General features: G+C 43.4%; 18 protein-coding genes. 4 read left to right on the top strand and 14 right to left on the bottom strand.

The annotated features are described in order from the left end of the window. Positions 1–69 precede the first annotated feature (69 nt). Entirely contained in the window at positions 70–780 is a 711-nt protein-coding gene (locus OQY15_RS19550; RefSeq protein ID WP_265793612.1) for a head GIN domain-containing protein, read from the top strand. Here OQY15_RS19550 and OQY15_RS19545 read toward each other — a convergent pair. The 5 genes from OQY15_RS19545 to OQY15_RS19525 all read right to left on the bottom strand — a co-directional run bounded on the left by OQY15_RS19545 (position 777) and on the right by OQY15_RS19525 (position 8,156). Then, a complete protein-coding gene (locus OQY15_RS19545) occupies positions 777–1,664 on the bottom strand; it encodes a hypothetical protein (RefSeq protein WP_265793611.1) in 888 nt (295 codons plus the stop codon). The genes OQY15_RS19550 and OQY15_RS19545 overlap by 4 nt on opposite strands. Positions 1,665–1,817: 153 nt before the next feature. Continuing rightward, positions 1,818–3,050: a 2-oxoglutarate dehydrogenase complex dihydrolipoyllysine-residue succinyltransferase gene (odhB, locus tag OQY15_RS19540; protein ID WP_265793610.1), complete on the bottom strand. Its 1,233-nt coding sequence runs from the start codon at positions 3,048–3,050 to the stop codon at positions 1,818–1,820. A gap of 19 nt (positions 3,051–3,069) precedes the next feature. Then, positions 3,070–5,865 carry a 2-oxoglutarate dehydrogenase E1 component gene (locus tag OQY15_RS19535; RefSeq protein WP_265793609.1) on the bottom strand — a complete coding sequence of 932 codons (2,796 nt, stop codon included), beginning with the start codon at positions 5,863–5,865 and terminating at the stop codon, positions 3,070–3,072. A gap of 54 nt (positions 5,866–5,919) precedes the next feature. Further along, entirely contained in the window at positions 5,920–6,798 is an 879-nt protein-coding gene (locus tag OQY15_RS19530) for a MerR family transcriptional regulator (protein ID WP_265793608.1), read from the bottom strand. A 104-nt stretch (positions 6,799–6,902) separates the two neighbouring features. After that, the gene (locus tag OQY15_RS19525) at positions 6,903–8,156 is read right to left on the bottom strand and encodes a DASH family cryptochrome (protein WP_265793607.1); all 1,254 of its coding nucleotides are present in this window, start codon (positions 8,154–8,156) and stop codon (positions 6,903–6,905) included. A gap of 243 nt (positions 8,157–8,399) precedes the next feature. Here OQY15_RS19525 and OQY15_RS19520 point away from each other — a divergent pair, with 243 nt between their 5' ends. Next, entirely contained in the window at positions 8,400–9,308 is a 909-nt protein-coding gene (locus tag OQY15_RS19520) for a TIGR01777 family oxidoreductase (protein WP_265793606.1), read from the top strand. Continuing rightward, on the top strand, positions 9,305–10,609 hold the full coding sequence (locus OQY15_RS19515; protein ID WP_265793605.1) for a deoxyribodipyrimidine photo-lyase: 1,305 nt from the start codon (positions 9,305–9,307) through the stop codon (positions 10,607–10,609). Before OQY15_RS19520 ends, OQY15_RS19515 begins: the two co-directional genes overlap by 4 nt. Positions 10,610–10,620: 11 nt before the next feature. Here OQY15_RS19515 and OQY15_RS19510 read toward each other — a convergent pair whose 3' ends face one another. The 8 genes from OQY15_RS19510 to OQY15_RS19475 form a co-directional block, all read right to left on the bottom strand. After that, on the bottom strand, positions 10,621–11,523 hold the full coding sequence (locus OQY15_RS19510) for an FKBP-type peptidyl-prolyl cis-trans isomerase (RefSeq protein ID WP_265793604.1): 903 nt from the start codon (positions 11,521–11,523) through the stop codon (positions 10,621–10,623). 3 nt (positions 11,524–11,526) lie between these two features. Continuing rightward, entirely contained in the window at positions 11,527–12,051 is a 525-nt protein-coding gene (locus OQY15_RS19505; protein WP_265793603.1) for an FKBP-type peptidyl-prolyl cis-trans isomerase, read from the bottom strand. A 78-nt stretch (positions 12,052–12,129) separates the two neighbouring features. Further along, positions 12,130–13,920 (bottom strand): acyl-CoA dehydrogenase family protein, encoded by a 1,791-nt coding sequence (locus OQY15_RS19500; protein ID WP_265793602.1) that lies wholly within the window; start codon positions 13,918–13,920, stop codon positions 12,130–12,132. A 25-nt stretch (positions 13,921–13,945) separates the two neighbouring features. Continuing rightward, complete coding sequence (locus tag OQY15_RS19495; protein WP_265793601.1) at positions 13,946–15,124, bottom strand: acetyl-CoA C-acyltransferase; 1,179 nt, start codon at positions 15,122–15,124, stop codon at positions 13,946–13,948. 24 nt (positions 15,125–15,148) lie between these two features. Further along, complete coding sequence (locus tag OQY15_RS19490) at positions 15,149–17,554, bottom strand: 3-hydroxyacyl-CoA dehydrogenase/enoyl-CoA hydratase family protein (protein WP_265793717.1); 2,406 nt, start codon at positions 17,552–17,554, stop codon at positions 15,149–15,151. Next, complete coding sequence (locus OQY15_RS19485) at positions 17,535–17,993, bottom strand: MarR family transcriptional regulator (protein ID WP_265793600.1); 459 nt, start codon at positions 17,991–17,993, stop codon at positions 17,535–17,537. Before OQY15_RS19485 ends, OQY15_RS19490 begins: the two co-directional genes overlap by 20 nt. Before the next feature lie 119 nt (positions 17,994–18,112). After that, positions 18,113–19,447 carry an OmpA family protein gene (locus OQY15_RS19480; protein WP_265793599.1) on the bottom strand — a complete coding sequence of 445 codons (1,335 nt, stop codon included), beginning with the start codon at positions 19,445–19,447 and terminating at the stop codon, positions 18,113–18,115. Positions 19,448–19,654: 207 nt separating this feature from the next. Continuing rightward, a complete protein-coding gene (locus OQY15_RS19475; protein ID WP_265793598.1) occupies positions 19,655–21,433 on the bottom strand; it encodes a long-chain fatty acid--CoA ligase in 1,779 nt (592 codons plus the stop codon). A gap of 127 nt (positions 21,434–21,560) precedes the next feature. Between OQY15_RS19475 and OQY15_RS19470 the strand changes: the two genes are divergently transcribed. Further along, a complete protein-coding gene (locus tag OQY15_RS19470) occupies positions 21,561–22,046 on the top strand; it encodes a hypothetical protein (RefSeq protein WP_265793597.1) in 486 nt (161 codons plus the stop codon). A gap of 65 nt (positions 22,047–22,111) precedes the next feature. Here the strand turns inward: OQY15_RS19470 and OQY15_RS19465 are convergent, their stop codons facing one another. After that, positions 22,112–23,908 carry a PDZ domain-containing protein gene (locus tag OQY15_RS19465; RefSeq protein ID WP_265793596.1) on the bottom strand — a complete coding sequence of 599 codons (1,797 nt, stop codon included), beginning with the start codon at positions 23,906–23,908 and terminating at the stop codon, positions 22,112–22,114. Positions 23,909–23,986: the final 78 nt, after the last annotated feature.

Genomic DNA, 23,986 nt, shown 5'->3' with positions numbered 1-23,986 from the left:
TTGATATGCAACGATTGCGGCTAACCACCGTCTTATCTGTACATAACCCAACTAAACCTAAAACTAACGATGAAAAGACTAACTACAATTTTACTCCTGGCTTGCCTGGTATTCAGTTATAGTGCCCGTGCTGCAAGCAACAAACCTGCTCCGCAGGAAAGAACAGTAAGTAACTTTAAAGGCATCGCCGCCGGAGGCCCCCTGGATATCAAAGTAACTTTGGGAAGTACTGAATCCATACGTTTTGAGGGCGATCAGGAGGCCATTGCCGAACTGACGACGGAAGTGCTGAGTGGCGTGCTGACCATCAAACCAAAAACCAAATGGAGCGATTGGTCCCGCAGATACCGCAAACCGGAAATCACTGTTTACATCAACGCCAAAAAGCTTTCTTCATTAACGATGAGCGGTTCCGGAAATCTGGAAGTAACGAACACCCTTACAGGTGCTGATCTTGTTTGTACGCTGAGCGGATCAGGAAGTATCAAAGCTACTGCCAATGTAAAATCATACACCGGCGTACTCAGCGGCTCTGGTAATATCAATCTGTCTGGTAAATCTGATGATGCAAACCTTACCATCAGCGGATCAGGAAGCTTCAAAGGAAAAGGCTTTGCCTCAGCCAAGGTTTCTGTGCAGATCAGTGGCTCAGCAGATGTTTATGTTAAAGCCACGCAAAACCTAGAAGCAGTGATCAGCGGTTCAGGAAGCGTGATCTACAGCGGTGATGCTACAGTAAAAAAGACAATTATAGGATCGGGAAGTGTTACCAGGAACTAAAACTGGTAACCAAGTGCCCACAGATTTTCAGTATATCTGATCTTCTGACTGGCCTTATCCAGATCATCATGCCCCGTTGTATGTACATTCTTCAGATTTGTAGCACCGAGTTTTGTCGTGTTCTGCAGATACAGGAATTTACTGATATAGAATTTGAGGCCTGCTTTGACAGAGAAACCGTAACCTGAAACATTCCAGTGGTTGTTCCTTCCCTGACCGAAAAGTCGTACATCAGAACGTGGCACCATCATCCCACCGCCAGCACCGGTTTCAAGGGTAAGTGAGGTTTCTCTCGAAGGGGCAACCCAGATGTCATCGTGACGCTCCAGTTCTATATTCGCATAGTTGAAGCCATCAGTATGCTCATAGGTAAGCACTTCAGGAGTAAGCGTTATCATTTGCCCATTGTATGTTCCTGCCAATGCTCCTGTAGGAACCGCCGGCGAAGAAATATTTGGTTCAATAGTACCCGTAATCGCAACAGTCTGTGGGATGTCCACTACATACTTCATATGATCCCAGGCAAAAGAAACACTCCAGTTGTCTGCGAAAAAGTAGCCGAAGCGGATATTGTACTGAGGAACACTGATCAGACCCGGATTGAGATAATCCCAGCTGAGCTTACTTTGCCTGTCATGAGCCACCACATCTTTCAGGGTGAAATCATATCCTGGTCCCTGGAACCTGATATCACTTTTACCATACCAGGAATGGTTATATCCCCAATGAAAGTAGAAATCCCCTTTCCGGGAGAAATTTCTCTTCACTTCGTTTCCGAAGATACTTTTGCCAAGGTCATCAGGAGTATCTGTAGAATAATCCTGGGCCTGGGTTGATATGGTACAAAAAGCAAGTAAAAGGACGAGTAAGCAGCAATTTTTCACCGGGCAAAATTAATCAAATTAGCATCAAAACAACCTTTAGCAGGATATTTGACCCCGGGATGGCTATTGGATTAAAATAAGATTAACCTACATTAAAGCGCATAAAAAAAGTCCGTACTACCTTTGGTAATACGGACTTTCAGTATAGTTATTTTAAACACCAAGCAGCAAACGTGCAGGATCTTCCAGTAATTGTTTAACTCTTACCAGGAAGCCAACAGACTCCCTGCCATCGATGATACGGTGATCATAAGATAAAGCCAGGTACATCATAGGACGTACAACCACCTCACCTTTTTCAGCGATAGGGCGTTCAATAATGTTGTGCATTCCTAAAATTGCAGACTGTGGCGCATTGATAATAGGAGTAGACATCATTGAACCAAACACACCCCCGTTGGTGATAGTGAATGTTCCGCCAGTCATTTCTTCAATCGTCAACTTGCTGTCGCGCGCTTTAGTTGCCAGTTCAATCACAGATTTCTCAATTTGAGCAAGGCTCATGCTTTCTGCGTTTCTGATGATCGGTACAACCAGACCCTTAGGTGCAGAAACGGCGATAGAGATATCAACGAAGTCGTTAAAAATCACTGCATCACCATCAATACGTGCATTTACAGCAGGGAAATCTTTCATAGCCTCACAAACTGCTTTTGAGAAGAAGCTCATGAAACCTAATCCAACACCATATTTTTCTTTGAACTGATCTTTATATTTTCCACGCAGGTCCATGATCGGCTTCATGTTTACTTCGTTAAACGTAGTCAACATTGCTGTCTCATTTTTCACGGCCACCAAACGTTTGGCTACAGTTTTACGCAGTGGCGTCATTTTCTCTCTGCGTTCGTTTCTCGATCCGGCAACAGCAGGAGCTGAAACAGCGGCAGGTTTAGCAGCAGGTGCAGCTGCAGCAGCAGGCTTAGCAGCTTTAAGTGCATCTTCCTTAGTAATCCTTCCGTCAACACCAGAACCATTTACCGAGGCAGCATCAACACCTTTTTCAGCAAGTATCTTTCCTGCGGCAGGTGAAGGTGTTCCTGCAGCGTAGCTGCTACCAGATTTCTCTGCTACAGGTGCAGCAGCCTGTTTATCGGCAGCTACAGCAACCTTTTCTTCAGCCGGTGCCGGAGCAGCTGCTTTAGGGGCAGCGCCACCATCTTCAATACTACAAACTACAGCTCCGATGGCCAGTGTATCGCCTTCGGCAGCCACTATTTTCAAAGTTCCGGCTTGTTCAGCAGTTAACTCAAAAGTTGCTTTATCAGATTCTAATTCGGCTATTACTTCATCCATTTCCACTGCCTCACCATCATTTTTCACCCAGCGGGACAACACAACTTCGGTAATCGACTCCCCTACTGGCGGAACTTTTATTTCTAGACTCATAATTGATGTATTATATTTTCTAATCTACGTTAAATACTTTATTCACTGATTTTTTAGCAATTTTCTTATCAGCTTCGGTAATCTTCATTTCAAATGCCTTGGCCAGAATGAATGCCTGCTGATCTGCATGTTGTTTTGCAAAACCAGTAGCGGTACTGCTGCTTTCTTTTCTTGAGATCACGTCGATATCCGAAAACACTGTTTTGCGGGTCTTACGTAATAAGTATGGCCATGCACCCATGTTTTCAGGTTCTTCCTGAACCCAGACAGCTTCAGTTGCATTTTTGTAACCTTTGTAAACCTCTTCCATTTGCGCAAGCGGTGTTGGGTACAATTGCTCTACACGCACAATTGCTACGTCCTTGATACTATCTTTCTGCTGTTTCTCAAGCAGTTCATAGTAGATTTTTCCACTGCAGAACAGCACGCGTTTTACAGCATTTGCTTTCACATTGGTATCATCAATAACTTCTTTGAATTTACCATCGGTAAAGTCTGCCAGTGGCGATACACATGCCGGGTGGCGCAATAAACTTTTTGGTGTAAACACCACTAAAGGCTTTCTGAAATCACGTTTAAACTGACGACGGATGGCATGGAAGAAGTTAGCCGGGGTAGTACAGTTAGCTACCTGCATATTGTAATCAGCACACAGTTCCATAAAACGCTCGATCCTTGCAGAAGAGTGCTCAGGTCCCTGTCCTTCATAGCCATGTGGCAATAACATCACCAGGCCATTTTCACGCTGCCATTTGGTCTCGGCACTCGCAATATACTGGTCAACCACAATCTGAGCGCCATTAAAGAAATCTCCAAACTGTGCTTCCCAGATCGTTAATGCATTTGGATTGGCCATGGCATAACCATATTCAAAACCTAGTACACCGTACTCAGATAAGTGTGAATTGTAAATATCAAATGGAGCCTGCTGATCCGATAGATTGGCCAGCGGGATATATTCTTCTTCGGAATCTTCAAGGGTAATCACCGCATGACGGTGAGAGAAAGTACCACGCTCAACATCCTGTCCACTCAAACGTACCCTTTTTCCTTCTGTAAGTAAGGTTGCATAAGCCATTTGCTCTCCCATTGCCCAGTCGAACATCTCCGTAGAGGTAGCCATTTTATTTCTGTCTGCAAAAAGCTTTTCAATTTTCTTGAAGAACTTTTTGTCAGCCGGCAAGGTGCTGATCCTTTTTGCGATTTCCAGTAAAGTAGATTTCTTTACAGAAGTATCCGGAGAGCTTACAAAATCCTCGGCACTAGCAATCCTCATGTCTGCCCATGCACCGGCAAATTTCACTGCCTGATAGGTAGAGGTGATTTCTTTTGCTTCGTTTAGTCTTTCCTGAAGGATACCACGGAATTCAACTTCCATTTCCTTTGCCAGACTAGCTTCCAGTTTACCTTCAGTAACCAGCTGCTGAATATAAATGTCTCTAGGGTTAGCATGCTTCTCAATAGTTTTGTAGAGAAGAGGCTGCGTAAATTTAGGCTCATCAGACTCATTGTGACCAAATCTCCGGTAACACAAGATATCGATGAACACATCATTTTTATACTTTTGGCGGTATTCCATCGCCAGGTTAATGGCATATACCAAAGCTTCTACATCATCCCCGTTCACATGGAATACAGGAGAAAGCGTCACTTTAGCAATATCAGTACAATAAGTACTGGTACGTCCGTCTTTATAGTTAGTGGTAAAACCAATCTGATTGTTAATCACCAGGTGGATAGTACCACCGGTTTTATAACCATCAAGGCCAGCCATCTGAATAACTTCATAAACAATACCCTGACCCGCTACTGAGGCATCCCCATGGATCAGGATCGGAGCGATACGTGAATTATCGCCTTCATACTTAAAATCAATTTTTGAACGGGTCATCCCCTCTACTACGCCATTTACTGTTTCCAGGTGGGACGGGTTAGGGCATAAACTCAAATGGACATTCTTTCCGGCCTCGGTTGTGATGTCTGTTGAATATCCAAGGTGATATTTCACATCTCCACCAAAAGGAGATTCAGCACTATAGCCTTTACCTTCAAATTCAGCAAAAATATCTTTGTATGTTTTTTGCATGATGTTGGCAAGAACGTTTAAGCGTCCCCTGTGAGCCATACCGATCACAAATTCTTCAATACCCAGGGCAGCGCCTTTTTCGATCACTGAATCCAATGCGGGAATCAATGCCTCGGCACCCTCCAGTGAGAACCTTTTCTGTCCCAGGAACTTTGTACCAAGGAAGTTCTCAAAACTTACCGCTTCATTTAACTTTTTAAGGATTCTTCTTTTCTCTTCAATGGAAAAATTTGGCGTGTTTTGCACACTTTCCATTTTATTTTCAATCCATCCCAGTACTTCGGGAGTACGTACAAATTTATATTCCGCACCGATAGACCTGCAGTAGGTTTTCTGAAGAAAAGCAATAATATCACGCAGTGTAGCGGTACCGATACCCAGCTCTACACCAGAGTTAAATGGCGTGTCCAGATCAGCTTCTGCCAAACCAAAGTTTTCGATATCCAGCGTTGGTAAATGCTGGCGTCTTTCCCTAACAGGATTGGTATGTGTAAAAAGGTGTCCGCGCTGACGATAGCCATTAATTAGGTTCAGCACATTTACTTCTTTCAAAAATTGCTCAGGCGCTACTTCGCTAACTTGTCCGGCTTCAGCTCCCCTTCCAAAATCAAAGCCCTCAAAAAACTTCTGCCAGCCAAATTCAACAGCGTTAGGGTCCTCTTTATAAGTTTGATAGATAGAATCGATGTATTCGGCATTGGCGCCGTTGAGATAAGATAAATTATCCATTGTTTATGAATTGATATAAGTACGGCAAAATTAGGATTTTACCTTGTAAAACGGTTATAATTCTTCAAGAAAATCTGTGATATCACAAACGTTTTTCAGTGGTGTAAGCCGATTGTCGACAAGAATATCAAATTCCGAGATTAAACTCCCAGCAACCAGCAGCGGAACATCAACATGCTCCATTACCCTTCCGATGATCTTGTTAATATCTTTTCCCAGATTCAATGAGGTAAGAACAATAAAAGCATAGTCGGGCTTATAGGAAATAATTACTTTTTTGATATCGCTATATGGGATTTCCTGTCCCAGGTATAGTACATCCATGCCACAGCTTTTCAGCAGATAGCGAGCAAAAAGCAGTCCGGTTTCGTGCATTTCGGCTTCCGGAAGGAATAATAAAAATCTTTTTGGGTTTTCTCTGACAGGTTTTTCGAGTTTATCAATTTCAACAATGATCCTGTCTCTGATTAAATTTGAGGCAAAGTGTTCCTGTGAGGGGTCTATAGCGCCGGTTTGCCATAGCATGCCGACCTTTTTCATAAAGGGAAATAATACCAGGTCCATCGTTTTGGTGAGCCCAAATTCTTCAATGCATCCTGAAAGAATTTCTGCGAAGGCAACTTCATCATAATGTAGTGTAGCATCTGAGAGACGGAGCACCTGTACAGTATCATTGTTCCAGTCGGCCTGAAACTGCGTCACCATTTCAGCGATCTGCTCTTTGGTCATTTGGGCGATCCTGCTGATCTTATAGCCTTTTTCATTGAGTGTAACGATATTCAGGAGCAGCTTTAAGTCGTCTTCATCGTAAAATCTGATATTTGTGGCTGTCCTTTTTGGCGGCACCAGATTGTACCTGGCTTCCCAAGCCCTGATCGTGTGCGCTTTGATACCTATAAGGCCTTCGATATCACTGATTGAAAATTTCTTCACTTGTTTCGTTAACAACTATTAAACAAAATTGTTTTAAAAATATTTTTTGTCTAACATACCAAAAAACTCTTCAATGTTATTCTAAAATTCTGGAGAAATATTCCTTATGACGGATCATAGATTTCCAGGTCCAGCATTTTGATTTGCTTGTCCAGATCAAAAGTATTTTTTGAGCGGGGATCTTTTCCTCCCATCGCTACATTGGCCCAATTGCCCCAGTTGCTTGCCGGAGAGTAGTCGATCAGTTTCTGTTCAAAGTAAGCAGCACCTTCCAGCCAGTTTAGCTTAAGGACATAGATAAGGAAAGTAGCAACAACCAATCTTCCGGCGTGGGAGATGTATCCAGAAACGTTAAGTTCATTCATGTACTTGTCTACCAGTCCATGACCAGTGGTGCCATCTTTCCAGGCTTGCAGATTGAGCTCATCCTGCGCCGCACCGGCAACACTGTCAGTCTCCGTCACAATATCTGTAAAGTAATGAAGGGTGTGTTTCTTAAACATGAAACGGAAATAATCCCGCCATAGCAAACCAAGTATCAAATGATTGAAGTTGGCGTTAGTGCCAAACCTGCGCTCTGCATCTTTCACTGCCCAATAAACTTTTCGGGGCGATAGACAACCCAGTGCCAGCCAGGGTGATAGTTTGGAGGAGTAAACCGGTTTATCAGTATTTGCCCTGCTATTTACGCGGGCATAAATTTCAGATCCTTCTATAAATAATTCGTTCAGGTGCGCGATGCCCTGTTCTTCACCCCCCAGAGGACCTGCAGAAGCAGTATGGTATTCCGGCAGTGCTCCCCAGTCCTCCACCTCAACCAGGCTAATGACTTCAGGACTTAAAAAACACGCTTTCACGATAGCATCCCGTTCGGTTTTCTTTTTGAACTGTGCAAAAATATCAGGAATATCTTTGATCGGAAAAGGTAGATCTTCCTTATTATAAAGGGTATGCCCTATAAAATGCTTCAGGTTAACTTTTAGTTTCCAGAGCAGGTCTTCAACATTGGATGAAACTGTAGTTTCTTTAGTGGCCACTTCCCGGTGATGGTAAACTTCTGCTATCTCATATTGTTCTACAAGTGCAGGCATGTGTTCTTCCGGACTGCCATTTATAACGAGAAGATTGCCGCCAATTTTTTTAAGGGATTCACGAAGGGCAGCCACACATTCTATTAAAAACTTGACTCTGCTGTTCCCTTCCAGCATATTTCCTTCGGTATCAAATTCAAAATAAGCCGGATCAAAAAAATAAACTGGCAGAATACTGTCTGACTTGGCGATCGCCTCCACCAACATTTCATTGTCGTGTAAGCGCAGATCATTTCTAAACCAAACAAGTATTTTCTTCTCTTTCATTTGAATGTGAGTTTAATTCCGATCGGTGATGAAGCGTACATCAGATAGTTTATAACATCATATACGAAGTAATCTTACGCAGGTTTCATCTGATTACTAATAATTTTCCGTTATAAAAATCAAAAATATAGCATTTTTCTTCTAACAACTAATAGAGGAGGTAATATTTACATAACCAAAACAAATGCTTTCATAAAAAGCAGAGTTTTAAAAACAAAACCAGACAATTGAGGTATATAAAATATGAATCAGCATATTTTACTTACAGGCGCCACAGGCATGCTCGGCAAAGAGCTCATCAAATCATTGCTAGAGAATGGATATCAGGTTTCGATACTTAGCCGCAAACCTGCTGAGATCAGAAATGTGCAGGTTTTTCTCTGGGATGTTACCAAACGTGAAATAGATAAACGCTGTCTGCAGGGTGTGAGTACAATTATACACCTTGCGGGAGAAAACATTGCGAAAGAGAAATGGACAGATAAGCGTAAAAAAGAGATTATTGACAGCAGGGTGGAGTCGGCCAGGTTATTATTTGATACTTTATCTTCAGAGCCAAACCAGGTAAAAAACTTTATTTCTGCCGCTGCAGTTGGCTTTTACGGTAACCGGGGCGATGAAATTCTGAGGGAGGAAAGTCCTGCCGGCAGGGATTTTATGGCAGAATGCTGCAGCCAGTGGGAAGAGGCTGCTGATCAGTTCAAGCAAGCCGGATTAAGAGTAGTGAAGATACGCACGGGTGTAGTGCTGAGTAAAGACGACGGGGCTCTGCCTCAAATGTCTGTGCCTGTAAAATTCTTTGTTGGTGCCCCTCTGGGAACAGGTAAGCAATGGATACCCTGGATTCATCACAGTGATATGACGCAGATTTACCTGCATGCATTGAAAGATCAGTCTATACAGGGAACTTACAACGCCTGTGCTCCTTTCCCCGTTACCAATAAAACGCTGACAAAAGCCATTGCAAAGGCATTACACCGACCGGTATGGCCATTCAACGTGCCGGTATTTGTAATGAAAACTATTCTCGGCGAAATGAGTGCGGTTGTATTGAACAGCACCAACACCTCCGCACAAAAACTATTAGACACAGGATTTATTTTCAGTTATACACAGCTTGAGGATGCTTTATCCGATATTTACGGTTCATGAAAAAAGAAGTTAGCATCTGCTGGTTAAGAAGAGATTTAAGGATAAAAGATAATGCTGCGCTGTATCATGCGCTGAAGGGAGAAACACCGGTACTACTCCTGTTTATATTTGACAAAAATATTTTGGACGACCTGCATGATCAGAAGGATGCGAGGGTAACCTTTATTTATCAGCAACTGCAGGAGATCGAAAAGGAGCTACATAAGAAAGGTTCTTCCCTACTGATTAAACATGCCACGCCTGAAAAGGCATGGGCTGAAGTTCTGAAAGAGTATACTGTTAACACTGTATATACCAATCATGATTATGAGCCTTATGCCAAAGAGCGGGATGATGCCCTGGCAGAATTCCTGCGCTCTGAGGAAATCCAGCTACATACCTATAAAGACCAGGTGATTTTTGAAAAGGATGAAGTAGTGAAAGCTGACGGCAAACCCTATACGGTGTTTACTCCCTATTTTCGCCAGTGGATGGCTAAACTGGATGATTTTTACCTGAAGGCATATCCGGTCAAGAAATACCTGAAAAATTTATACCAAACCAGGGCGTTGCCCTTTCCCAGTTTATCCTCTTTAGGTTTCAAAGAATCTGATCAGGAATTTCCTTCTGCAAATTTCGCCAGAAAGCTGGCTTCCTATGAAGAACGAAGGGATTATCCGGGAGATGATGCCACAACCCGTATCGGGATGCACCTTCGCTTCGGTACTGTTAGCATCAGGGAGGCTGCCGCTACCGCACAGGATGCGAAAGCGCTCAAATGGCTTTCAGAATTGGCCTGGAGGGATTTTTATATGATGATTCTCTGGCATTTTCCGCATGTTGCGACAAAATCTTTTAAGCCTGCGTATGATAATATCAAATGGCGTAACAATGAAAAGGAATTTGAAGCCTGGAAAAATGGAAAGACCGGCTACCCGATTGTGGATGCAGGCATGAACCAGCTGAACCAGACCGGTTATATGCATAATCGCGTCAGGATGGTTGTCGGCAGTTTTTTAACCAAACATTTGCTGATCGACTGGCGTTGGGGCGAAGCTTATTTTGCCGAGAAGTTACTGGATTATGAAATGGCGAGTAATGTAGGAGGATGGCAATGGGCTTGCGGATGTGGAAATGATGCCGCACCCTACTTCAGGGTATTCAATCCGGAGCTGCAGGCTAAAAAGTTCGATGCTAAAAATAAGTATATCTATCACTGGGCACCTGAGTATAAAACAGAAAAGCATCCCCAACCTATAGTTGAGCATGCTTTTGCGCGAGATAGAATTCTCAAAGTTTTTAAAGAAGCTTTAGCGGGCTAGCCCGCTAAAAATTAATTTGTTATAGTAAGAACCTCTAAGTCAAAATCTAAGATTGTATTACCTGGAATTGATCCTCTTCCTGATTTTCCATAAGCAAGGCGGGAAGGAATAATCATCCGCATTTTACCACCTTTTAATAATTTACCCGGGATAATCCTGGTCCAACCTGCAATCACTCCTCCTTCTAATTCAAATTCGGCTGAAGTACTGGAGTCAAACACCGTTCCATCGGTCAACCTGCCTGTATATGCAGCTGTGATCTTAGATTCAGCCGTAATAGGCACTTCGCCAGATCCGGGTGCCGAAATACTATACCAAATACCTGAAGGATCTTTGGTCATATTCAAACCCTTGCTCGTTACAAAAGCCTGAATCAATCTGTCATCAAGCTGTGCCTGTGTCGTATCAGGAAAAGTAGTAATCGTCAGATCAATATTTTCATTCGAAGGAATTTCACCAGCGCCGTTTCTGCCAAAAGCCAGATATGACGGCAGCAAAATCCTCGCCGTACCACCACGTCTCATTTTTAACATCACCTCCCTGATCGCCGGGATGTTGTAGGATGCGCCATTATAACTGATAGAGTTTGTATATCCTACAAAATTATTCAGGTTATAATAACTGGCAGTAGAAAAATAGGTAACACCACTTTCCATACCTTTAAAACTACCGGTATACAAAATAGTATCAGAATTTTTCAAAAGTGCCCCTACCGTACCCGGAGTTACAATCTGATAGTAGTATCCTGTTTTAGCAGAATCCTGCACCATTCCGGTGATATTATTTTTAGCAATAAAATCTGTAATTTTTGCAGAATCTACAGTTTGTATAGAATCGTATTCCTTCTTACACGATGTAAAGATGACGGTTAGGCCAGCTAAGGCCAGGATATATCCTGAAAACTTTTTAAGCATTATTTATTTTGTTGTTTCTACTTTATGTTTTAAGCTAATTAACCGGATATCAAAATCCAGGTTGGTATTGGCGACCAGCGAGGTATCGACATTCTGCAAGTTCCGGTTCTGATAACCAAGTGCAGAAGGGATCAGCATCCTGATACGTCCTCCAGGTTTGATCAGAGGAATAGCTTTCTGCCATCCCTCGATTCCGCTTTCCAGAACAAATCTCGTTGCAAGAGAATCCACGTTTGTGGCTGTGGAATCAAATAACACACCACGCGGAAAAGTTCTTCCTACATAATGTATCATTAGCGTATCAGTGCCCACCGGATTTTGTCCTTCGCCCTCTGTCATGATATGATAATACACTCCGCTGGAATGTTTAGTAAAGTCTCCGGTTTGTTCTGACGCTTCCAAAGCTTTCACTATAATGTCATCATCGATAAGCAGTTGCTGCTCCTTGTTATAGGCCGGATCTGATTTACAGGCGACATACAAACATGAAGCTAAAACAAACAGCAACAGATTCCTACTTTTTAACATATTGCACAAAAATAGTCTTTTATTGGCGACGGCACAATATTTAACCAATTTTAACAAATACAAAAAAGAAACGATACGTTAAAAACAATATTTATTCGCAGCTATCAACTGTTGTGCTACCTGCTGGCGCGCCTCTTTAACATTAAAAGGTTCCATCTTCGTAAATCTTTTCAGCCCTACCAGCATCATCCGCTGCTCATCGCCTTCAGCAAAAGCCCAAAGCGCTTCTTTACCAGCTTTCTGTAGTGCATCAACAGCTTCAACCAGGTAAATCCGCATCATATTCAACTGTCCTTCACAAGTTTCTGCACCTTTCAGGTGTACCAGTTTTTCTGTCCTTAATAACACAGACTCTGCTACATATACATAACTCGCCATATCAGCAATATTCATGAGGATTTCCTGCTCTTTTGAAAGCGTCATCATCAGTTTCTGAACCGCAGCTCCGGCCACCATCAGGGTTGCCTTTTTCAAGTTTTTGATCACCTTTTTTTCAGGAGCAAACAAGGTGTCATCCTCCTCACCAAAATCAGGAATCGACATGAGCTCTCCTGCCACCGCAGTAGCAGGAGTCATCAGATCTAACTCACCCTTCATGGCCCTTTTCAGCATCATGTCCACAGTAAGCAACCTGTTGATCTCATTGGTACCTTCAAAGATCCTGTTGATCCTCGCATCGCGGTAAGCGCGGTCCATGGGTGCTTCAGCAGAGAAGCCCATCCCACCATAGATCTGCACCCCTTCATCAGCCACATAATCCAGCACTTCGGACCCCCAGACCTTCAGTATCGCACATTCTACGGCAAACTGTTCTGTAGATTTGAGTTTAGCTTTATTGTTTTCCATGCCACCGGCAACCAGGGCATCATAAGCATCATCAATATTTTGCCCGGCACGGTAATTTGCAGATTCTACAGCATAAACTTTGGTAGCCATTTCAGCAAGTTTGTACCGTATAGCACCATATTTGGAAATCTGGCGTTCAAACTGGATGCGCTCATTGGCATAATTGATGGCTGCATTAATCACCTGTCTGGAAGCCCCGATAGCTGCAGCTGCCAGTTTAATCCTGCCGATGTTTAGGATATTCACTGCGATTTTGAACCCATTCTGGCGGTCGGACAGCATATTTTCTACAGGTACCGGGCAGTCGTTAAAAAAAACCTGGCGCGTAGAAGATCCTTTGATACCCATTTTATGTTCTTCAGGGTTCATTGTAATGCCACCAAAATCACGTTCTACAATAAATGCAGTCAGGTTCTTATCCTCTTCAATTTTTGCAAAAACGATAAAGATATCGGCGAAACCACCATTGGTGATCCACATCTTTTGTCCTGTGATCAGGTAATGCGTACCATCCTCGGACAATACAGCTTTGGTTTTTCCCGAATTGGCATCCGAGCCTGAGTTAGGCTCTGTCAGACAGTATGCGGCCTTCCATTCCCCTGTGGCCAGTTTAGGTATATATTTAGCTTTTTGCTCATCATTCCCATAGTACAGGATAGGTAAAGTGCCGATTCCTGTATGTGCAGATAAAGCTACGGCGAAGGAATGACCAGCACCAATCACATCTGTCACAAGCATAGACGTATTGAAATTCTTTCCAAAACCTCCGTATTCTTCGGGAATGGAAACTCCGAGAATCCCCAGCTCTCCGGCTTTATCCATCAGCGATGGCATGAGTCCTTCTTCCTGCTGATCGATCCTGTCCAGGTTCGGATAGACTTCCGAGCTCAGGAAATCCCGGCAGGTCTGAGCGATCATCTTTTGTTCTTCATCAAATTCTTCAGGAATAAATACATCCTGGAATGCCGTTTCCCTGATCAGGAACTCTCCTCCTTTTGCTGTTACTTTATCTGTAGCTTCCATATCGGTTTATATTTAGTTCTTTTGATTATAACATTTCAAAAATTCCCGCAGCACCCTGCCCACTTCCTACGCACATCGTCACCATTCCATACTTCCCTTCCCTGCGTTTCAGTTCATTAAAAATCTGTACTGTAAGCTTTGCTCCGGTACATCCCAGCGGATGTCCAAGTGCTATCGCACCCCCGTTTACATTAAGTTTTTCAGTGTTGATATCCAGAGCTCTGATAATTGCCAGGGATTGAGATGCAAAAGCTTCATTCAACTCTATCAGGTCTATTTGTTCAAGTTTTAATCCCGCTTTTTTCAGTGCCAGCGGGATCGCGTCTATCGGGCCGATGCCCATGATCCTCGGCGGCACACCTACTACGCCATATCCAACGAGTTTTGCGATAGGATCAACACCGAGCTCCTTCAGCTTGCTTTCAGAAACCACCAGCACAAAGGCAGCTCCGTCAGAAGTCTGCGAGGAATTTCCCGCAGTAACACTTCCACCTGCTGCAAAAACAGGTTTGAGTTTTGCCAGTTTGTCCGGACTTGTATCTTCACGTGGCCCTTCGTCGGTATCTACTACATAAGTCCGTGTTTTTTTCTTCATGGTAGCATCCAGATAGTTCTCGGTCACTGTAATTGGGGCCACTCCCGCTTTCAGGTGACCATTTTTAATCGCCTCAATGGCCTTCATGTGAGAGGTGTAGGCAAACTCATCCTGGTCTTCACGGTTCACCTTGTACTCAGCAGCTACGGCCTCTGCGGTAAGTCCCATACCCCAGTACCAGTCCGGATTCTTCTTTGCTACATCCGCGTTCGGCACCACCTTCCATCCACCGAATGGCATGCCCGACATCACTTCTACGCCACCGGCGATGATCACATCGGCCATTCCGCTCCGGATTTTTGCCACGGCAGTAGCGATGGTATCCAGTCCGGATGCGCAATACCTGTTAACTGTTACTCCCGGAACTTTATCCGTATCCAGTCCCATCAGCGATATCATCCTGCCGATGTTCAGGCCCTGCTCCGCTTCAGGGGTAGCATTTCCTACGATCACATCATCTATCTGTTCCTTATCCAGGTTTGGCACCTGTGCTACCAGCTGTCTGATAACTTCAGCAGCCAGATCATCGGCCCTGGTAAATCGGAATACCCCACGTGGCGCTTTGCCTACTGCGGTGCGTAAACCTGCTATGATATATGCTTCCTGCATGATTTTTCTGATTAAATTGATGAATTAGTTACGTAAAGGTTTACCCTTGGTGACAATGCTCTGGATACGTTCCAGTGTTTTTCTCTCTCCACAGAGCGACAGAAAAACTTCCCTTTCCAGATCCAGCAGGTACTGCTCAGTGACCTCCGTGGGTGAAGAAAGATCCCCGCCGCACATCACATAACCCAACTTTTCGGACATCTTTTTATCGTGTTCTGAGATGTAATTTCCGGAGTACATCGTATTCGCCCCGGCATAAACAATCCCTAGTCCCTGTTTACCCAGCACCCTGATATCTTTACGCTGTACAGGTTTGGTATATCCCGCATCTGCCAGCTCAATAGCTTTTGCTTTCGCATCGGCAATCAGCCTGCTGCGGTTCATGGAAATTGAGTATTTATCTTTTTGAAGATAGCCCAGTTCAAAGGCTTCTTCGGCAGAGGTAGAAACTTTTGCCATCGCTACCGTGAGGAAACGGTCTTTCAAAACATTCTGTACGATCTGATCTTCCTTATATTCATCTGAGGCACGCAAGGCAAATTCTTTGGAACCTCCACCACCTGGAATAAGTCCGACGCCAAACTCAACCAGTCCCATATAGGTTTCTGCATTCAGCTGAACGTGATCGGCATGGAGACTAAACTCACAGCCCCCACCCAGCGCCAGGTTATGCGGCGCAATCACTACAGGAATAGAAGAATACCTGATTCTCATCGACGTATTCTGAAAAGATCTCACCGCCATATTCAGCTCATCCCAATCCTGTTCTACAGCCATCATAAAGATCATCCCTACATTGGCACCTGCAGAAAAATTGGCTCCATCGTTTCCAATGACCAAACCCCGGTAATCTTTCTCTGCCAGGTCGATCGCTTTATTGATGGCCTGCAAGGTGTCGCCCCCAATCGTATTCATCTTCGAATGAAACTCTACATTCAGAATACCGTCACCAAGATCGATTATTGAAGCACCAGAGTTTTTCCAGACCGTTTTTGCAGCCCTGATATTGTCAAGGATAATAAATGCATCTGCATTTGGCAGCGGCAGATACGTTTTGGAGGGAATATCATAATACTTCTTAATCCCGTCTTCCACTTTATAAAAGGAGGTATTTCCTGCCGCCAGCATTTCATGTACCCATGTTGCTGCCTCATGACCATAGGCTTTCATTCCTTCGAGCGAACTGGCAATACCCACTGCATCCCATACTTCAAATGGCCCAAGATCCCAGCCAAAACCTGCGCGCATGGCATCGTCTATCCTGAACAACTCATCTGAAATTTCCGGAATCCGGTCTGACACATACTCGAAAAGGCCGAAAAAGGAATGTCGGAATACCTCTGCAGCTTTATCCTTTCCAGCGGCAAAGACCTTCATGCGCTCTCTTACATTTTCAATAGGCTTAGTGAGTTCCAGTGTAGCTGACTTTACCTTTTCCTGCGGGCGGTATTCCAGCGTTTTCAAGTCCAGCGCAAGGATCTCCGTTTTGCCATCGGCAGTTTTAGTTTTTTTATAGAAGCCCTGCTGCGTTTTATCGCCCAACCATTTCTTCTCTTCCATTTTTACCACATAGGCAGGAAGTTTAAATAAATCGTGTGCTTTATCGTCAGGGCAATTATCGTACAACCCTTTTGCAACCTTAATCATCGTATCCAATCCCACCACATCAGAAGTACGGAACGTAGCCGATTTAGGTCTGCCTAGCACCGGACCGGTATATTTATCTACTTCCTCTACTGTGAGGTCCAGCTTTTCTACAAGATGTAACAGGGCCATAATCGCATATACACCTACCCTGTTGGCGATAAATGCTGGCGTATCTTTACATAAGACAGTAGTTTTACCCAGGAACTTATCCCCATAATGCATCAGGAAATCTATATTTTCCTGTTTTGTATCTGGCGTGGGAATGATTTCCAATAAACGCAGGTAGCGTGGGGGATTAAAGAAGTGTGTACCGCAGAAGTTAGCTTTAAAGTCGTCCGACCTGCCTTCTGCCATCAGATGAATAGGAATGCCTGAAGTATTGGAGCTGATCAGTGTTCCCGGTTTACGGAACTGCTCAACCTGTTCAAATACTTTCTTCTTAATATCCAGATTCTCCACCACAACCTCAATGATCCAGTCGGCACCGGCGATTTTAGCCATATCATCATCAAAATTACCTGTGCTGATTTTATTGACCGTGCTTTTCGTATATACTGGTGATGGATTGGTCTTGATTGCATTCTGCAATGCAGTATTTACAATCCGGTTTTTTACAGCGGGATGTTCCGGGGTCAGACCTTTAGACTGCTCTTCGGGGAGCAATTCTTTAGCTGCAATATCTAACAATAATACTTCTACTCCTATATTCGCAAAGTGACAGGCGATACGTGAGCCCATAATTCCGGAACCCAGGACAGCTACCTTATTTATCTTTTTGTTCATCATTTTCTGTAGTTACTGTATATGCTAAAGTAAGTTGATTCAATTTTTGCAGCGTTTTCACTACAGCCTCTTTTTCCTGGACACTGAGGTTACTGTTGAGGTATTCGTTGAACGACCTGACTACGCCTTTAGCCAGTTGCCGCTTCTCTGTACCATATTCCGTAAGGAATACCCTTACTGATCTTTTGTTGGATGGAACGGCAGCCCTGTAGATGAGACCACTCTCTTCCATACTGTTCAGGATGCGCGACAAGCTGGTGGCTTTAACCCCCAGAAGACCTGCCAGCTGGGTAACAGCTGTACCTTCTTTGTCAATGTTAATCAGCACATATCCAATAGCCTGGGTAATCCCAAATCCGGAAGCAATCTGGTTATAGGTGTTCGACATGTTCTGCCAAACAACCTTCAATAAATAATCAATAGTTTCTTCGTGTCTCATTAAAATACTATGCTTGCATAACAAAGCTAATTAATAATATGTTTGGATGCAAGAAAAAAAACAGCAAAAAAAAAGCCGCCGGGGACAAACCCCGGCGGCTTTTTCAAGCTATTTATCTACTAGTATAAAGTAAACTCTACACGTCTGTTTTTCTGACGTCCAGCTGCAGTTTTATTGGTTGCAATTGGTTGTGTCAAGCCGTAACCTGTGGCTTCAACTCTAGATGCATTTACACCCTGAGAAACCAGGTAAGCTTTAACTGACTCAGCTCTTTCTTTAGATAATCTCATGTTCAGCGCTGCAGAACCAGTGTTATCTGTATGACCAGCTAATTTCAGGCTAAAGTTTTTAGTTACCAATAGATTAGCAACACGGTTTAAAGTAGGGAACGATTTAGATCTGATGGTAGCTTTACCTAAATCAAACTCTAAGTTTTTAATCGCATCTCTAACCACACGACGATCCTCTTCAGTAATGATTACTTTCTCTACTGGTTTAGGAGTTACTAAAGGACACCCTGCACCATCAACAACAGTATTTCCTGGTGTACCCGGGCATTTATCCAATTTATCTGCAACCCCGTCACCATCTGAATCTTTCAGCAGGTCGTCCATTTCAGATCTGAGCTTAGCATTTTCAGCTTTTTGGTTATCCAGGTCACTTTTCAGTGAACCCGCCAGTTGTTTAGCCGCAACAGCTTCGTCATACGTAGCTGCTACCGGATTGTGATATGCCAATTGTTTTCCTTTACCCAGCGCAAACTCTAAACCTGCGTGTGCATAGTTGAATTTATCACTGTTATTGTTGCGGTAAGTACCATCCAGGTTATCACCATCAACAAAATACACTGACCATCCCAGGTCAAAATTGATTTTCTCAGAAACTCTGAATTTAGCACCTAATCCAACTGGGATTACCAGTTCGCTGATAGATTTACCACCTGCGAAATCAGTTGTTGCCCCAGCGGCATCAGTAACAGTTGGTTTATAACCAGCTAAACCAGCACCTGCAGATAGATATAATTGCAGCACATCCTGTTTGCGGAACATATCAATGTTAAACATATTCACCTGTGCGCTTAATGTAGCTGCATAAGAAAGGTCTGTTTCATAAGCAGAATTTCCGCCTGTTACCGTTTGACCACTTTCATAAGGTTCAGAGTTATCTCCTTTTAATTTACCTCTGATTCCGTCCAGTTTCAGGGCGAAGTATGGCGTAAATTGTTTTTTAATTGATAAGCCGTAGCCAAAGCTTGACTTCCAGTTAGAAAAATCGTTCTTACCACCAAGAGGTGAAAGAGGTGAAAGTACACCGGCGTTTACACCGATCGACCAGGTACTGAACTCCTGAGTCGCTGAAGTACTTGCTGGTGTTTGTGTTTGCGCTTGCGCAGCACCACCAACAAATAGGGCAGCTAAAGCTACCGGCAGACATTTAAATAATTGTTGTTTCATAATATGAGTCTAATGTTAATTTGGTTCCCGTATTTGCTCTTGCGATGCAATATCTGTACCAAGTTAAAAAATACGCCTTTAAAGCCCTTCTTAGGGTTATTTACACATTAAACTGTAGTTCAAATTACGAATGTAATCATTGTAACATGATCGTTATGATAGACAGAGAGACATCATATACTCTGGCACTGGCAGGCTCAGCTTCTGTCAGTGTACGCCTTTATAATCTTCGGCATCCTTGTACATCTTCTCTATCAGCTCCTTATTCTTTTCAAGGATTACCTTCCGTTTAAGGCTCAGTTTTGGACTAAACTCGCCGCCTTCAATACTCCATTCTTTAGCAAGCAGGGCAAAGCGTTTTACCTGCTCCCATTTGCCAAATTCTACAGAGCCATTGATGATCTCCTGGTTAAACTTCTCCAGCACTTGTGGATCTTTGACAATCTCTTCGTTGCTGATGTATGGGATACCTTTATTTTCGCACCATATTTTCAGCACTGCAAAATTAGGGACGATCAGTGCCGATGGGAACTTGCGGTTTTCGCCGAGCACCATGATCTGTTCTATCAGTGTAGATTCTTTATATTTATTTTCAAGTAGCTGCGGTGCGATATACTTGCCGCCAGCGGTTTTGAAGATCTCTTTCTTACGGTCAGTGATCTTCAGAAAACCATCCCCTACCAGCTCACCAATATCGCCGGTGTGGAACCAACCATCTGCATCAATAGCTTCTGCTGTTAGATCGTCCCGCTTATAATAGCCCTTCATCACATGCGGTCCGCGGGTAATCACTTCTCCATCAGCTGCAATCTTTATTTCCACATCTTTAAGCGGATGCCCAACGGTGCCAAACATCATCCTTTCAAGGCAGTTGGAGCTGATCACCGGAGAGGTTTCTGTTAGTCCATAGCCCTCCGCTACAAACAAACCGGCAGCCCAGAAGATCCGGTTTAAGCGCGGGCTCAATGCGGCGCCCCCTGAGACGATAACAACAACCTCACCACCCAGGGCTTCCCTCCATTTTGAGAACACCAGTTTTCTGGCAATACCTAGTTTAAACTGATAAAACCAGTCCTTATTCACTTCATACTGCTCTCCCAGTTCCAGTGCCCAAAAGAAGAGGCGTTTCTTTATTCCGGTAAGGGCCTTGCCCTTCTCTATGATTTTATCATAAACTTTTTCGAGCAGACGGGGAACGGTACAGAATATATTTGGTTTAACAAACTGGATATCGGCCACAATCGTTTCCATACTTTCAGCATAATAAATCGCTACATCCTTATAGATATACATATAGATGATCATGCGTTCATATACATGGCACAAAGGTAAAAAGCTCAGTCCTTTTTTTACCCCTGCCGGGATCAGGATAGATCCTGCTTTAAAGTTTGAAATCAGGTTATTGTGCGTAAGCATGACCCCCTTAGGTGTTCCTGTGGTGCCGGAAGTGTAGATCAATGTCAGTATATCTCCCGGATCCACCGCAGCACGGTATGGTTCAAGATCAATGTCCTGATGTGATGAACCGTCGGCTACCAGCTCCATCCAGTTAGTTTCAGCCGAGATATCTTCAAAAGTATAAAGTTTGACAGACCTATCAAGACTCTCCAATACTGAGTGCACTTTTTGATAGAGGGCGTCATCAGAAACAAAAAGGATGCTTACTTCGGCATTTTCCAGTATAAATTTGATGTCGTGCTCCGGTAATGTCGGGTAAAGAGGCACCTGATATGCCCCGATCTGGGTAATGGCAAAGTCAGTAATATTCCATTCGGGTCTGTTGTGTGACATGACAGCAATCCTGTCACCTTTTACTGCACCTAAACGGATCAAACCCCTGCTGAGCTGATCTGCAGTATCACAAAAATCCTTCGTGCTGTATTTCTTCCACACGCCTTTAATCTTGCCGCTAATGAATTCATCTTTTGGATATTTCTCCAAGCTGTATTTGAGCAAATCAAATACTCGGGTTATGTTTTCGGGCATACATTCAGATTTATATTGGTTAAACAGCTATAATCAAATCTAATAAATAATTTAGTGTAATAAAACAATAACACACACGGCACAATAATTGTTAACAAGAATTTCATAAACAACTTAATCAAAACATATGAAAAAAGTATTTACTATACTTTGTTTAGCGTTTATCGCTACACTCGCAATCCATTCAACTTCAAAAGCTCAGGGCTATGACAATGCTATCGGTGGTCGTTTTGGCGCTGCTAACGGGGTTACGTTTAAGACTACGCTTGGTGAAAACAAGATGCTGGATCTGATTGCCAACTTCAGATCAAATAACAATTATAAGTATTTCAGAGTTACGGGTTTGTACGAGGTTTATCTTCCGATTACTGATGCACCGGGATTAAACTGGTATTATGGTGGTGGTGCGAGTATCGGTTCTGTAAAATATGAATACGGACCATATAACTCAAGCGATCTTTACCTGTCTGTTGACGGAGTATTAGGTTTGGATTATAAATTCGCTGATGCGCCTATAAACTTATCGCTGGACTGGAAACCTGCTATCCAGCTGGCTCCAGATACTGACTTTGACGCTTCAGGCGTGGGACTGTCACTGCGTTTCACTTTCTAAAAAAAAAGCTTGGCCTCCTACTGATGCCAAGCTTTTTTTTGATCAAATCTTTTACCAGACCAAGGTTATTTGAGTCCCATCCACTTCTTCAGCACATTTCGCTGATCTGCAGTAATTCCCTCTGCCATAGAAGGCACCAGGCGCACGTTAGGATTCGCCGTCAGGGTAACTTTGATTTCCCTATCAAGCAAGTCTCTTTTCACCTTAAAGGTCACCACATCTCCCACCTTTTTCTGCTGCAATACTGACATTCCGGCGATTGAAGGCTCAGCTTCGGCACCATCAACACTGTTGATTTCATCACCTACATTGAGTCCGTCTTTCCAGGCGCCGGAATCCCGTGAAACTGCCCCGATAATCAAATGACCATTAGTCCCCCGGGCAGCGATGCCCAGGTACGGCAGATTTGTACCTTCGTATTCATTCTGCACTTTGATGCCGGCGTATCCAAAATACTTTGCATACTCGATTGGATATACCCCATTGACATATTTATCCCAGAAATCATTCATGCTGGTACCACTTACTTTCTCCGCCATAGCTTTAAATTCAGCATCAGTATAACCTTTACCGCTGGCTTTACACTGCAGATACATAGCTTTCATCACATCGTCGAGGCTCTTTGTCGCTTTGGAAGCTTGGATAATTTCAAGATCGAGCAACAAACCAATTACCTCTCCTTTACTGTAGTAAGAAACAGTAGAATTATTGGAATTCTCATTAGGCCTGTAATATTTTATCCAGGCGTCAAAACTGGAGGCTGCAGCTGATTCTATCTTCGCGCCTGGAGTATTGATAATATTGGCAACCTTACCTATGAGTTCGGCGGCAAAATCATCAGGACTAAGATAACCTGCACGCAGCATCAATTTATTTTCATAATAAGAGGTAAATCCTTCAGCTACCCATAGATTGGTCGTATAATTTTCATTCTCGTAATCGAAAGGCCCCAGGGCAACAGGACGCAGGCGTTTTACATTCCATAGGTGGTGATATTCATGTGCTACCAGTCCTAAAAAAGAATGATACCCCTCTTCTGTAGCATAACTATCCCTGCCTACTCCCAGCACGGTAGAGTTTAAATGCTCCAGTCCGCCGCTGCCCCTGGACAGGTTATGCACAATAAAGGTATAGTGCTGATTTGGATTTTCTCCATATACGGCTGTAGCCTCTTCAACAATTTTAGGCATATCCTTTTTTAAGCGCTCAGGATTGTATTTTCCACCTCCATACATAGCAACGGTATGTTTAACACCGGCGGCCATAAACTCAAAAACTTCCTGATTTCCTACTTCGAGTGGGCTGTCATAAAGAATATCAAAGTTTTTGGCGGTAAAGGTAAAAGGCTGGCCGGCTACAGGCTCTAAACCGGTAGATACTTTATTCCAACCCGTAAAAGGCACGATTTTCACAATGCTGGATGCTGCCAGATGCTGATCAGGATACATAAAAATTCCCGTTGATGACAGGAAAGCATGACTGGCATCAACAAAAGGAGTGCGTATAGATACTTCAAAAGCATAAACACTATAATTGATTTTTACCGACTTCGCACTGTTGCTATATACTCTCCAGGTATTCTTTTTCACTTTTTCTACTTTAAGCGCAGATGCTCCGGCACTGGCTGTAAAGCCTTCCACATTTTTTGAAAACTCGCGGATCAGGTATGACCCTGGTGTCCAAACCGGCATTTTCACATCGATATAAGGTTTGGAAAGACCTGAAAGATTCATTTCAACATCAGCATAATGTGTTTGCGGTTGTTTAAAGCTTACCTCGTAACTAATTTTGACCTGTGACTTTGCGGCTAGAAAAGGCAGGGTGAGAGCCAGCAGCAGCAAGCCTATATTTTTGAAATTCATATTTATTTTTTGGGCAAATTTAAAACATATGACATTCGCTGAGGGTTAAAATAATATATTAGCTGTAACATCCTTAAT

The organism is Pedobacter sp. MC2016-15 (assembly GCF_026239695.1).
GTDB lineage: Bacteria > Bacteroidota > Bacteroidia > Sphingobacteriales > Sphingobacteriaceae > Pedobacter.
Note: the sequence above shows the minus strand (reverse complement) of the source record. Positions and strands in the feature narration are given on the sequence as shown.